This window comes from Achromobacter deleyi, assembly GCF_013116765.2.
GTDB lineage: Bacteria > Pseudomonadota > Gammaproteobacteria > Burkholderiales > Burkholderiaceae_B > Achromobacter > Achromobacter deleyi_A.
The window spans coordinates 608,564-621,192 of record NZ_CP074375.1; the positions used below are offsets into that span (position 1 = coordinate 608,564).

Annotated in this window: 14 protein-coding genes; 7 read left to right on the top strand and 7 right to left on the bottom strand. The window is 63.9% G+C overall.

Features of this window, described 5'->3' with window-relative positions; all coding sequences use genetic code 11:
- Nucleotides 1-31: 31 nt before the first annotated feature.
- The 3 genes from HLG70_RS02815 to HLG70_RS02825 all read right to left on the bottom strand — a co-directional run bounded on the left by HLG70_RS02815 (nucleotide 32) and on the right by HLG70_RS02825 (nucleotide 4,220).
- Nucleotides 32-1,885, bottom strand: a complete 1,854-nt coding sequence (locus HLG70_RS02815) for an ABC transporter ATP-binding protein (protein WP_326491134.1) — start codon at nucleotides 1,883-1,885, stop codon at nucleotides 32-34.
- 9 nt (nucleotides 1,886-1,894) lie between these two features.
- The gene (locus tag HLG70_RS02820) at nucleotides 1,895-2,407 is read right to left on the bottom strand and encodes a winged helix DNA-binding protein (protein WP_171665247.1); all 513 of its coding nucleotides are present in this window, start codon (nucleotides 2,405-2,407) and stop codon (nucleotides 1,895-1,897) included.
- Between the two features lie 109 nt (nucleotides 2,408-2,516).
- Entirely contained in the window at nucleotides 2,517-4,220 is a 1,704-nt protein-coding gene (locus HLG70_RS02825) for an ABC-F family ATP-binding cassette domain-containing protein (RefSeq protein WP_171665246.1), read from the bottom strand.
- A gap of 307 nt (nucleotides 4,221-4,527) precedes the next feature.
- Between HLG70_RS02825 and HLG70_RS02830 the strand changes: the two genes are divergently transcribed.
- The 3 genes from HLG70_RS02830 to HLG70_RS02840 are packed head-to-tail and all read left to right on the top strand — an operon-like array spanning nucleotide 4,528 to nucleotide 6,331.
- A complete protein-coding gene (locus HLG70_RS02830; RefSeq protein ID WP_171665245.1) occupies nucleotides 4,528-5,454 on the top strand; it encodes a M23 family metallopeptidase in 927 nt (308 codons plus the stop codon).
- A 13-nt stretch (nucleotides 5,455-5,467) separates the two neighbouring features.
- A complete protein-coding gene (locus HLG70_RS02835) occupies nucleotides 5,468-5,869 on the top strand; it encodes a hypothetical protein (protein ID WP_213697156.1) in 402 nt (133 codons plus the stop codon).
- Nucleotides 5,870-5,917: 48 nt separating this feature from the next.
- Nucleotides 5,918-6,331, top strand: a complete 414-nt coding sequence (locus HLG70_RS02840) for a bactofilin family protein (RefSeq protein WP_171665243.1) — start codon at nucleotides 5,918-5,920, stop codon at nucleotides 6,329-6,331.
- A 17-nt stretch (nucleotides 6,332-6,348) separates the two neighbouring features.
- On the opposite strand, the gene HLG70_RS02845 is transcribed toward HLG70_RS02840, so the two are convergent.
- Nucleotides 6,349-6,822 (bottom strand): Lrp/AsnC family transcriptional regulator, encoded by a 474-nt coding sequence (locus tag HLG70_RS02845; RefSeq protein WP_202946579.1) that lies wholly within the window; start codon nucleotides 6,820-6,822, stop codon nucleotides 6,349-6,351.
- A 108-nt stretch (nucleotides 6,823-6,930) separates the two neighbouring features.
- On the opposite strand from HLG70_RS02845, the gene HLG70_RS02850 reads away from it, so the two are divergent.
- Complete coding sequence (locus HLG70_RS02850) at nucleotides 6,931-8,427, top strand: aminotransferase class V-fold PLP-dependent enzyme (RefSeq protein ID WP_171665241.1); 1,497 nt, start codon at nucleotides 6,931-6,933, stop codon at nucleotides 8,425-8,427.
- Between the two features lie 20 nt (nucleotides 8,428-8,447).
- Here HLG70_RS02850 and HLG70_RS02855 read toward each other — a convergent pair whose 3' ends face one another.
- Complete coding sequence (locus HLG70_RS02855) at nucleotides 8,448-8,816, bottom strand: hypothetical protein (RefSeq protein WP_171665240.1); 369 nt, start codon at nucleotides 8,814-8,816, stop codon at nucleotides 8,448-8,450.
- A gap of 212 nt (nucleotides 8,817-9,028) precedes the next feature.
- Here HLG70_RS02855 and HLG70_RS02860 point away from each other — a divergent pair, with 212 nt between their 5' ends.
- From HLG70_RS02860 to HLG70_RS02870, 3 genes are all read left to right on the top strand, one after another.
- Nucleotides 9,029-9,478 (top strand): hypothetical protein, encoded by a 450-nt coding sequence (locus tag HLG70_RS02860; protein ID WP_171665239.1) that lies wholly within the window; start codon nucleotides 9,029-9,031, stop codon nucleotides 9,476-9,478.
- 200 nt (nucleotides 9,479-9,678) lie between these two features.
- On the top strand, nucleotides 9,679-10,908 hold the full coding sequence (gene fmdA, locus HLG70_RS02865; protein WP_171665238.1) for a formamidase: 1,230 nt from the start codon (nucleotides 9,679-9,681) through the stop codon (nucleotides 10,906-10,908).
- 9 nt (nucleotides 10,909-10,917) lie between these two features.
- Nucleotides 10,918-11,250 carry an FmdB family zinc ribbon protein gene (locus HLG70_RS02870; protein WP_171665237.1) on the top strand — a complete coding sequence of 111 codons (333 nt, stop codon included), beginning with the start codon at nucleotides 10,918-10,920 and terminating at the stop codon, nucleotides 11,248-11,250.
- Between the two features lie 5 nt (nucleotides 11,251-11,255).
- On the opposite strand, the gene HLG70_RS02875 is transcribed toward HLG70_RS02870, so the two are convergent.
- Both HLG70_RS02875 and HLG70_RS02880 read right to left on the bottom strand, forming a co-directional pair.
- Nucleotides 11,256-11,993 (bottom strand): ABC transporter substrate-binding protein, encoded by a 738-nt coding sequence (locus HLG70_RS02875; RefSeq protein ID WP_171665236.1) that lies wholly within the window; start codon nucleotides 11,991-11,993, stop codon nucleotides 11,256-11,258.
- 85 nt (nucleotides 11,994-12,078) lie between these two features.
- A complete protein-coding gene (locus HLG70_RS02880) occupies nucleotides 12,079-12,504 on the bottom strand; it encodes a copper resistance protein NlpE (protein WP_171665235.1) in 426 nt (141 codons plus the stop codon).
- Between the last annotated feature and the right edge of the window lie 125 nt (nucleotides 12,505-12,629).

A 12,629-nucleotide genomic window follows, 5' to 3' on the forward strand; every position in this document is an offset into this window, starting at 1 on the left:
AAATCGGGTCGGGCCGACGGGTAAAAGAGGTTCAGGCTGCCCGGGCCACCTGGTGGCCGGGCGCGAATTCGATCAGGGGAATGATGGCGGGTTCGTCGCCCACGCGGCGCACCGGGCTGGGAATTTCGCCTTCGATCAGAGACGTGTCGATATGGCGGCCGGGTTCGGCCACGGGGACTGCGGCCAGCAGCTTGCGGGTATATGCATGCTGCGGCGATTCAAAGATCTGGCGGCGCGTGCCGAGTTCGACGATCTGGCCCAGGTACAGCACCGCGACGCGATGGCTCACCTTTTCCACCACCGCCATGTCGTGGGTGATGAACAGATAAGACAGCCCGCGATCCTTCTGCAGGTCCATCAGCAGGTTCAGGATCTGCGCCTGGATCGACACGTCCAGCGCCGATACGGATTCGTCCGCGATGATCAGCTTGGGGTCGCTGGCCAATGCGCGCGCGATGCACACGCGCTGGCGCTGGCCACCCGAGAACTCGTGCGGATAACGCTTGGCGTGTTCGGGCTTCAATCCCACCTGTTCCAGCAGTTCGCCCACGCGGCGGGCAATCGCGTCCTCGCCGGACAGGAGGCCGTGAGTGCGGATCGGTTCCGCGATGCTGAAGGCCACGGTCTTGCGCGGATCCAGCGACGCGTAGGGATCCTGGAAGATGTATTGGATCTCCTGGCGCAGGCGCTGGCGGCCGGCGCTGTCCATCGAGAAAATGTTCTGGCCGTTGTAGCGCACCGCGCCGGAGGTCGGCGCCACGAGTTGCTGCAAGGTCTTGCCGATGGTGGATTTGCCACTGCCCGACTCGCCCACCAGCGCCAGCGTTTCACCGGGGTAGACGTCGAAGCTCACTTCCTCCACCGCATGAACGCGGTGCGTGACACGGCCAAACAGGTTGTGACCCACGTCAAAACGCGTGGTCAGCTTGTCCACGCGCAGCACCGGCTCTTCATAGCTGGCCGTATCCTGTTCGCGGGTTTCGCCCACTTCGCGCAGCGTGTCGCCTTCCAGGACGGTCTGCGGCGTGCGCAGCGGCAGGTCGCGGCCGGTCAGGCTGCCCAGGCGCGGCACCGCGGCCAGCAGCGCGCGGGTATAGGGGTGCTTGGGCGCGTTGAAGATCTCGTCGACGGTGCCTTGCTCGACCTTCTTGCCGCGCAGCATCACCACCACGTCGTCGGCCATCTCGGCCACCACGCCCATGTCGTGCGTGATGAAGATGACGGCGGTGCCCAGGTCGCGCTGCAGTTCGCGGATGGTGTTCAGGATCTGCGCCTGGATGGTGACGTCCAGCGCGGTGGTGGGCTCGTCGGCGATCAAAAGCCGCGGCTGGCACGACAGCGCCATCGCGATCATCACGCGCTGGCGCATACCGCCCGACAACTGATGCGGATAGCGGTCCAGCAGTTGCTCGGCGTCCGGCAGGCGCACTTTCTCAAGCAGCTTGCGCGCCGACTGACGGGCCGCCGAGCGCGACAGCTGCTGGTGCAGCATGATGGCTTCGACGATCTGGTCGCCGATCGTGAACACCGGGTTCAGCGACGTCATCGGCTCCTGGAAGATCATCGCGATGTCGTTGCCGCGGATCGCGCGCATCTGCTCGTCGGTGGCCGCGGTCAGGTCGACCTCGCGGTCGGCACTGTCGCGAAACAGGATCTGCCCCGTCGCGATGCGGCCGCTGGTGTAGTCGGTCAGGCGCATGATGGCCATGGACGTGACCGACTTGCCCGAACCGGATTCGCCGACGATGGCCAGCGTCCTGCCGGGCTGCACCTCGAAATCCAGACTGTCCACGGCGCGGAACACGCCGCTTTCGGTATTGAAGTCGACCGATACGCCGCGCACGGAAAGCAGCGGGGCGGAAGAAGAGGCAGTGGTGCTAGACAACGTGGATTCTCACAGCGAGGTGGCGGCGCGCGCGGCCTGGTCGTACAGACCCGAGAGCGCGCGCAGGGTATTGGCCAGCTGATGGCTGGCGTCGTCCGCGGCGGGGGAGTCGATGAACGGCTTGACGAGGCATTGCTCGCGGACTTCAGCGTAGCGCTGGATCGCGGCCGCGCCGGCGTCGGTCGCGGTGTAGACCACTTCCTTGCCGGTCTTGGCGCTTTGGACCACGCCCAGGCGTTCCAGCTTCTTCAACGAATAGTTCACCAGATGGGTGTCTTCGACATTCAGCGTGAAGCAGATGTCCGCCAGCTTCTTGCCGCGGCCGCGATGGAACACGTGGTTGAGCACCAGGATGTCCAGCGACGTCAGCTCGGGCAGGCCCGCACAGGCCATGCACCGCACCATCCAGCGGTTGAAGGCGTGCGACGCGATGATCAGGCCGAATTCAACCTCGGACAGCTCCGGGGCGGACGAGGCGAGGTGGGAAGAGGAGACGATGGCATCCCGGACGGAAACAGGCATGAGTGAGGCAGGTAAGGGACGGATCGACGACAAAACGTTGGCGAATTATTAATGATTTGTGGTTATGAAGGCATTCGGGATAACCCGCGTCAGGCCGGGAGAAGGTCAATTAATGATCGCGTTTGAATGCGTGTTGGAGCGGGTTAGGGGCCGCCGCTGTCAACCGCCATCCCTGCGCACGCCACGTCAGCTCATGCGTGATTGCGATCGCCTCCAAAAATGCCTCATCGTGCGAGACCACCACCATCGCACCCGGATAACCCGCCAGCGCCTCCTCCAAGGCTTCCGCCGATTCGATATCCAGGTGATTCGTCGGCTCATCCAGCAGCAGCAATTGCGCCGGCTCCCTGCGCCATAGCGCGAAGGCCAACGCGGCCTTGATGCGTTCCCCGCCGCTCAGTGTGGCGGCAGGCGCGTTGACCAGGGCGGGGCCCAGGCCCAGCAGGGCCAGGCGGCTGCGCAGTTCGCCCTCGGGCAATGCGGCCCCTGACGCATCCAGCGTCTGCAACAGGGACTGCTCTTCCGGCAAGGCCGACGCCCGCTGATCCAGTGCCGCGGTGGATACGCGCACGTCGCAGGTTCCGCGGCTGGGGCTCAAGCCGCCGGCCAGCATCGACAGCAGCGTGCTTTTTCCGCATCCATTCGGCCCGCGGATGGCCAGCCGGAACGGACCGGATAGCGTCAGCGACAGGGCGTGCGCATCCGTCGGGTAGGGCGGCGCCGCAGCTTCCAGATGCAAGACGCGGCGTCCCTGCGGCACGGCCGTCTGCGGCATGGCCAGCGCAACGCCAGAAGCCGGAGCCACGCGCTCCGCGGCCTGCTTCACTGCGTCGTCCAGTGCGGCGCCGGCTTGCTGGCGGCGCAGGCGTTCGCGGCCTGCATGGCTTTCGGCGTTGGCTTTTTTCATGCCCAGCAGGATGGGAGCCTGGTTGGTGTCGCGCGCCTGCCGGGCGTTGCGGGCGCTGCGTTGCTGTTGGGCGTCGTGCTGCTGGCGCAGGGCGCGCAGTCCGGCGGCGCGCTCGCTGCGCGCGTGCGCCAATGCGGCGTCGGCCGCCGCGGTCTGCATGTCGCGCTGCGCTCGGTAGGCGCTGTAGTTGCCGGCGTGGTCGGTGAGTGCGCCGCGTTCAAGCCGGACGATGCGGGACATGGCGTCCAGCAGCGTTCTGTCGTGGCTGACGACGATCAGGCCGCGGCGCCACGCGCTGATTTTCTCCATGAGCCAGCCGCGGGCGCGCGCGTCCAGGTGGTTGCTGGGCTCGTCCAGCAGCAGGCCGTCCGCGTCGCGGATCAGGGCGCCGGCGAGCGCGACGCGGGTCAGTTCGCCGCCGCTGGCCGCGCTGGCGGGATGGTGCGGAGCCCAGGCCGGCAGGCCCGCGTCGGCCAGCATGCCGGCCCATTCGTCGAGGATGCGCCAATGGCCGTCGGCCAGGTCGAAGTCCGCCTGCCGGGTGCTTCCGGCCTCGATGCGGGACAGGGAGAGGAGGATAGGCGCAATGCCGGCGACGTCGGCCAGCGTGGCGCCGGGCGTGGCGGGCTGCGTCTGGGGGACATAGGCGATGCGCCCGTGGCGCACGATGCGGCCCGATTGCGCCGGCAGTTCACCCAGCGCCAGGCGCAACAACAGGGATTTGCCCGCGCCGTTGCGGCCGATCAGGCCATGACGCGCGGCGGCGAAGTCGTGGCTGACACTGTCGAGCAGGACGCGGCCGTCGGGCAGCGCATGGCTGACGTGATGCAGGCTGAGGAAGGGGGCCGCCGCTCGCGGCAGTGGCAAAGGGTGCGCCTGTGCGGGCGCGCGGGAAGACTGGGCCATGGAAAGCTCTCCGGGGTCGATGAGACGCCTTGCGCGTGGCGCAAGAGGTGATCAGGGGGGAGGGCTTAGAGAATCATGGCCGGACGGGTCTCCGCGATGGGGATGAATGGGCAATTCTACTCAATCTTCTGCTTCGCGAGTCGCCTAAGATTGAGCGCCGCCGCGATCTCCTTGGTTTGATGCCAGTCGTGAAATCCAGTGCCTGCCCTGTTTTTTGCCGGGCCGGGCAGCTCACCGATACGGCGTCGGACGTTTTATCCAAGACGCTCAATACAGGCAGCGGGGCGGCGTCACCAGGGGCCATGGAGTGACTCTTTTCATATTCTCGGACCGAACCTTGACGAGGTCGGGCGTCAAAGCCATCAGCCGTCGTTTTTGCCTGGGTATTCTGCTTGGCCTCCCGCTGCTGTCGCTGGCCTTGGGCGTGAGCATTGGACGAACATGGCACCGGCTGGCGTCCGCCGCCGGGAGCGAACACCCGACGGACATCCACGAGGCCAACGCACAGGACAATCGCGTATTGGCGGGCCACATAGGGGAGTTGTCCGGACGCCTCATTCAGTTGGAACTCGAGGCCGAGAGTCTGGCGTCGCGCATCGAGGTAACGAAGCAGTATCAAGAGAGAATGCGCGTGAGCATCAAGTCCCAGAACGATCGGACGTCGAAGACGGAGTCCGTGGCGGCTTCCGGCGGTCCGATGTTGCAGCCGCTGTCTCGCGCCGGGGACACGCCTAACCCTGATATGACGTTGCAAGATTTGAAGAATGAGGCCACCCGCGTGTCAGCCCTGTTGCGCAGGCTTGATTCCCTTGCGGTATCGGTGGACCAGCGGCACATGTCTTTCCCAGGCCGGGCGCCGATTACGGACTATCTCATCACCTCGAATTTCGGCACCCGTTCAGATCCCTTCTTCAAACGACCCGCGTTCCACAGCGGCGTGGATTACTCGGCGCCGACGGGCACTTTCATCTTTGCCAGCGCCGGAGGCAGGATCATCCACGCGGGGTATCGCAATGACTATGGCAACACGATAGAAATCGATCACGGCACAGGTTTGGTGACCCGGTACGCGCATGCCTCCGAGTTGCTGGTCTCGCAGGGCATGACGGTTCTGCCGGGGCAGAAAATTGCACGGGTGGGCAGTTCTGGCCGTTCCACCGGGGCGCATCTGCACTTTGAAATCCTCGAACAGGGGCGTTTCATTGATCCCATGTTCTATCTCAACCGCTTCTGAGTGGGATGCTTCCGTGATTTCCTCCAAAAGTTTCGATAGTCACACCTTGAGCGAAGGCAAGGTTTGGCTGGCCTTCGAGCGCTCCGGCCGGCGCGGTGTCGCCATCCTCTGGAGCATGGTGTGCCTGGCGTCGGGCGCATATGGTCTGCATGCGTATCAGATCCATGGAGGGAAATTGCCATGGGCCGTTCTGGCGGAGACGGTCGGCCTGCCGGCCACGCAGCCGCCCGGGCACAGCCCCGATCAGTGGCGGGAGATGCTGGAGCAGTCCAAGCTGGGTTACGAGATAGAGGCCGCCACGACGGAAGAACTGAAGAAGCAGCTTGGCGCCGTCGTGGAAGAACTGAAAAAGGCGAAGACCGAGTTGGCGTTTTGTAAATCCGTCGGCTCTGGCAATGCGCCCAAGACCAATTAACTCACTCGGTTTGAACCAATTGATGGTCGCCGATTTTCCGGGGATAGCATGCTGAAAAAGGCGCGGAAGCGGACGTTTGAAATCACCGGGCTGTCGAGCCTGATTTTCGGCAACGTGGCGATCAAAGGCGATGTGTCATTCAGCGGCGGAGTCCGCGTGGACGGTCGTATCGAAGGCGACGTGACCGGCGTTCCAAATGAGAAGAACCTGATCGTCGTCAGCGAGAAGGGCAGTATCGTGGGTCGCGTCTGCGTCTATGACGCGATTGTGAACGGCACGATTACCGGTGATCTCGTGGTCGAGCATTTTCTGGAACTGCAGGTGAACGCGCGCGTCACCGGCAATATCGTGTACCGGCAATTGCAGATGGAATGCGGCGCGGTGGTCGATGGCAAGCTGGAACGCGTCGACGATGTACAGGAACGGGACCCCGAAGCCGCCGACCTGATCGCCGTCGGCTAGGCACAATTAAGGGGGCGTCAGTCTTCCAGCAGGCGAAGATCCGGCGGCCGGTTTTCTATGATCGCTTCCATGCTGAAGAAACCGGTCACCGTCGACAGCTCAAAATCGGTGATCAGCTTTTGGTAGAAGCGGTCGTAGCCTGCCATGCCGCGGCAGACCACCTTGATCAGGTAATCCCAGTCTCCGCCGATGCGATAGAACTCCGTCACTTCGGGCAGGCGTTCGACATGCTGGCGAAATCCGTCGGCCCAGGCCTTCGCGTGGTGGCTCGTGCGGATCATCACAAACACCGTCAGATCCAGCCCCAGCGCGACCAGGCTGACCTCGGCCCGCGTGCCGCGGATGATCCCGCAGGCATTCAAGCGCTGCAGTCTGCGCCAGCACGCGTTCTGCGACAGGCCGACGCGATCCGCCAGCTCGCGCTGGGACAGCGCGCCGTCTTTTTGCAGGCAAGAGATTATGCTTAGATCAAGTTTGTCTATTTTTTCCATATATTCGATCATATGACCCGTTTTTATGTGCTTATGGCAAAAAAACGGTGATGTTTCATATTGGCTTCCATCGTATGATATTTCCGATTACTTCGGAACAGACATCACATGACTACGCTTACCGCCGCGGCCCCGGTCCGGGTCCCGGCCAAGACGGGACCGTTGCAGCAATTTCAAGACAGCCTGAAAACCGGAGATGTCGCCGCGGCGCTCGCCGAAGGGCTCATCGGCAAGGATGCTTTCATTGAAGGCCCGTTTGGCGCTAAAGCGCTGGTCTATGCCGACTATGTCGCGTCCGGCCGGGCGCTGATGCAAGTGGAGCGCTTCGTTCTTGAGCAAGTGCTTCCGTATTACGCCAACTCGCATACCGAGGCCTCCTATTGCGGTGGATTCATTACGCGTTTGCGCCGCGAGGCGCGGGCCGCAGTCGCCCGGTGCTGCGGCGCGAACGAAGAACATGCGGTCATTTTTGCCGGTTCGGGCGCAACGGCGGGCATCAACAGATTGGTGCACCTTTTCGGCGTGCACGCGGCGATTGCCGCGGGCAGGAAAGTCCGCGTGGTCATCGGCCCGTACGAGCATCATTCGAATATCTTGCCCTGGCGCGAATGCGGCGCCGACATCATTGAGCTGGAAGAAAGCGCGGAAGGCGGACCGGACCTGGCCCAACTGGCCGCGGCACTGGAGTGCACGGACGATACGCTCGTTATCTGCGCGCTGTCGGCGGCCTCCAACGTGACCGGCATTGTTGCGGATGTTCCCGCCATCACCCGGCTGGTGAAGCGCTCGGGCGCGAAGATGCTGTGGGACTATGCCGGCGGCGCGCCGTATCTGTCCATCCGGATGTCGCCGGCAGCCGATGCGCAGATCGACGCCATTGTTTTCTCGCCGCACAAATTCATTGGTGGCCCCGGCGCATCCGGCGTGCTGATCGTGCGCCACGACGCGGTCCTCGACACCACGCCGACCTGGCCCGGCGGCGGCACCGTCAAATTCGTTTCGCCCCTTGGCCACGATTACAGCGCCAGCCTGGAATCCCGGGAAGAAGCGGGCACGCCCAATGTCGTCGGAGACATCCGCGCCGCGCTGGTCCTGCTGGTGAAGGAGGCCTTGGGCGCCGACTTCATGCAGCAGCGCAATGCGCACTTCGTGCAGCGGGCGCTTGCCGCATGGCAAGGTTCGGAACAACTGGAACTGCTGGGATCGCTCACGGCGAACCGCTTGCCGATCTTCTCGTTCCGGGTGCGCAATGGCAAGGGCGGTTTCGTCCACCAGCAATTGGTGACCCGCATGCTGAGCGACCGCTACGGCATTCAGGCGCGGGGCGGCTGCGCCTGCGCCGGGCCCTATGTCCATCGCCTGCTGGAGATCGACGAGGGCAGGTCGCTGCAGATGCGTCAGGCCATTCTTGACGGCCGCGAGATCGAAAAGCCTGGCTTCATCAGGTTGAACTTCAGTGCTCTGCTGTCGGACGACAAGGCGGATTTCATTCTGGAATCGGTTCTTGCGCTGGCCGCGGACGCCACCGGATTCGAGCACCTCTACGGCTTCGATCCCAGCCGCGCCATTTTCTATCCGCATATCGCGGACATGAAAGCCGCGTGATGCGCTTCAAGAGGACCTGATCAGTCTTTCATGTGCAGGCCGCAGGTCCGGATCCAGGCGGCCTTCATGCTGCTCAGGTCGTCGGACGCGTCGGACAGGGTGCGCACGACCTGGTCCGAGAATTTCACGCCTTGGCGGCGGCAGGCCTCGAAGTCGTCGCTCAGGGCAAAGCGCGCGTCCAGCAAGTCCAGGCGGCCCTGGCAAAGCTCGCGGTTCAGCTGCAGCTCATTGGCGGCCTCGCGGGTGCGCTGGACGTCCTGCGCCTGCTTGATGCGGGCCAGTTCGGCGTCGACCTGGGCGACGCAGTCGTCGCCGGCACGGGCGGGCGCGCTCGCGCAGGCGGCGATGATCAAGAGGGCGGCGAGAGGCCGGCGGTGCGATGCTGCCATGCGGGGAACCTTGGTATTGCGTTAAGAATGGCTGGCATCATAACTGCTGCGATATGTCCCCGCGGCAGGTTGCGGCGCTGGTTCCGCCATTGCGCGCGATACCGCAGGTTGTGGGTGCTGGGCTCTGCATTAACTCGCCGCGTCCCTAAAGTTGTCGCCCTGGTGGCCGTTAATGCCGATGCAGCTTCCATAAGCCATCGGAAATAATCGCCATGTTCAATATCATCTCCCTCGTCCTGACGATCGTCGCTTTGATCGCTTGGGCAATTCATCGCCAGCAGAAGCGGCACAAAGCCGTGCTGGCGAAGTTTCGCGAACACAACCAGCGACTGGGCACGTCCTTTCCCGAAACCGACATCGACAACGAACTGATCCTCAGCGACAAGGATAAGAAGCTTGTCATTGCGTTCGATCCCAAGACTCAGAAAATCTGCATGGTTTCGGGGGCAAAGGATCCTGGCGAAGTGCTCGATTTTTCCTATATCAGGCAGTGGCAGCTGAAATGGACGGAGACTTCAGGCAGTGGCGGGTTCGCCCTCAAGAATGTCCATTTCGACTTTTCCACCCGGGACCTCAAAAGGCCCTTGATCCGGATCCCTGTCGTCGGCAAAGGCTATGGCGACACCTGGAACAGCCGCCTGGGAATTCTGCTTGGCGGCTGAGCCGCTTTCGGGATGGCGTTAGCGGGATGAAGTAGGACGGATGGCGGTACTGGGAAAAAAGCCAGTTTACCGCTGTCCAAAACTGTCCTACCGTGCTTCACAGATCAACGGCTTACGTTGCCAGGCAGTGGCTTCCATATTGGACGGCCGATGATTGAAAGTTCTGTTTTATCAACACATTACGATGGAGATGAAAGAGAATGGCCAATACGCTTATCAGTGTCGATCTGGAACAATCCCCTTACGAGAACAAGCAGATCCACAACCGCTGGCATCCGGATATCCCGATGGCCGTGTGGGTGAAGCCAGGGGACGATTTCATCCTGGAAACCTACGACTGGACCGGCGGCGCGATCAAGAACGACGACAGCGCCGACGATGTGCGCGACGTGGATCTGTCCACGGTTCATTTCCTGTCCGGCCCGGTGGGCGTGGAAGGCGCCGAGCCAGGCGACCTGCTGGTGGTCGACCTGCTGGACATCGGCGCCAAGCCCGACAGCCTGTGGGGCTTCAATGGTTTTTTCAGCCGCAACAATGGCGGCGGCTTCCTGACCGAGCATTTTCCGCATGCGCAGAAATCCATCTGGGATTTCCATGGGATGTTCACCTCGTCGCGCCATATTCCCGGCGTGAACTTCGCGGGCCTGATCCATCCGGGCCTTATCGGTTGCCTGCCGGACAAGAAACTGCTGGACACCTGGAACCGGCGCGAGCAGGCGCTGATCGACACCAATCCGAACCGCGTGCCGCCGCTGGCCAATCCGCCCGCGCCCAAGACGGCCCACATGGGTGCGCTGCAGGGCGCGGACCGCGACAAGGCGGCGGGCGAGGGCGCGCGCACGGTGCCGCCGCGCGAGCACGGCGGCAATTGCGACATCAAGGACCTGTCGCGCGGCGCCCGTGTGTTCTTCCCGGTGTACGTGCAAGGCGGCGGGCTGTCGGTGGGCGATCTGCACTTCTCGCAGGGCGACGGGGAAATCACGTTCTGCGGCGCGATCGAAATGGCGGGCTGGGTGCATATGCGCGTGTCGCTGATCAAGGGCGGCATGGAGAAATACGCCATCAAGAACCCGATCTTCAAGCCCAGCCCGATCACGCCGGCCTACAAGGACTTCCTGATCTTCGAAGGCATTTCGGTGGACGAAGAGGGCAAGCAGCACTACCTGGACGTGAACGTCGCCTACAGGCAGGCCTGCCTGAACGCCATCGAATACTTGAAGAAGTTCGGCTATTCGGGGGCGCAGGCCTATTCGCTGCTGGGCTGCGCGCCGGTGCAGGGGCATATCAGCGGGGTGGTCGACATTCCCAACTCGTGCGCCACGCTGTGGCTGCCCACCGAGATCTTCGACTTCGATATCCAGCCTTCGGCGGCCGGGCCCATCAAGCACATCAAGGGCGGCGTGGACATGCCGCTGTCGCGCGACCGCTAGGAGACGACGATGCCGATGTATGACTATGCCTGCGGGGACTGCGGCGAATTCGCCGCGCTGCGGCCGCTGGCGCAGTGGCGCGATCCGGCGGCCTGCCCGCAATGCGGCGCGATGGCCGGCCGCATCGTGGGCGGGGCGCCGGCGATCTCGGCGCTGTCTTCGGCCGTGAACCGCGCGCGGGCGGCCAACGAGCGCAGCGCGAACGAACCGCGCAGTTCGCGCGCGGGCCACGGCATGAACTGCGGGTGTTGTTCGGGCGGACGTTCGTCAGGCAAGACGCGCACCACGGCGGACGGGGCGAAGTCATTCGCGGGCGCGCGGCCCTGGATGATCAGCCACTGAACCTGTCAGGCTTCCAGCGGCGCCACGGCGGCGCCCTGGATCTTGTGGCGCGCCAGCGCTTCGGCGACAAAGCCCGATTTCTTCATGGCTTCGACATAAGCAGACAGGTAGGCGCTGGCTTGGTCGCCACGGCTCTTGGGCACGCCCATGGCCTGGCGGATCAGCATGAAGTGGCCGTCCAGGAGGCGCAGTCCGCCCAGGCGCAGGGCGTCGGCCTGCAGCTGCTGCTTCACGCCCGCGGCAACCTCCATGTTTTCCTGCAAGAAGGTGTCGACGACGGCGGGCGAGGTCGGGGCGCGGAAGATCTCGGCCTGCTTGAGCTCGCGGGTGAGGTAAAGGTCGTAGGCGCTGCCCTTGCCGACCACGACGCGCAGGCCCTTGCTGTCGACTTCATCCTTGCTGGCAATGGGCGAGTCCTGGCGCACCAGGTAAGCGCCTTCGATGACGACGTAGGGGGCGGTGAAGGCGATCTGTTCACCGCGCAGCGGGTCGATGGCGAAAAAGCCCACATCGGCCTGTTCGGCCGCGACCGCGTTGACGGATTCGCCGGCCGACTTGAACACCACCAGTTCCAGCTTCACGTCCAGGCGGCGCGCAAGCTCCGTGGCCAGGTCCACCGACACGCCGCCGGGCTGGCCGGTGGCGGGGTCGGCGTTGGCCAGGATGGGGTTGCCCAGGTTGATGGAGGCGCGCAGCACGCCCGTCGGGGCGAAGGCGGACAGCAGCTCGTGATCGGTCTTCATGGCTTCCTTTATCGGGGAAAGGCCGCGCGGTGGAGCGCGGACGATTCCGAAAGAATAGCCGCAAGCGCGGGGCCCGCGCGATGCCTTATTGCGCGCGGCGCAGGATGTACTGCGCGGCCAGCGGGCCGGTGGGGCGCGTGCCGTCGCGGTACAGCATGGTTATCTGGTTTTCGCCGACGAAATAGCGTTGGCTGTCGCCCGCGGCGTCCAGCCGGATGGTGCCGCCGTCGGATTCCCAGCTGAAGGTGCCCGTCACGATCTCGGGCTGCGGCTGGCGGTCCAGGTACTGGGTCAGCTTTTCGTAGCGGCCGTCCTTCATCAGCGTCAGGCGGACGCGGATGCCCGGGCAGTCGGCGCAGGGCAGGGTGCCTTCGTAGGTGCCCGGCCAGTCCAGCGAGTTGCGGGAGGTGTGGCCGTCCACGGGCGCGGAACCGGCGGCGATGGGCTTGGACGGCGCGCAGCCGGCAAGCAGCGCCAGCGTCAGGGTGCAGGTCAGGGTGGTTTTCATCATGGCGAGCTCCTGTGTGACTAACGGATGGACGCATTCACGATACGGATAGTAACTGCCGCGTGCTGAAACGGGATGTAAAGCCCTGCGGTTCCATCGGGGCTATCTTGCCCGTCCGTGCTTGCGCT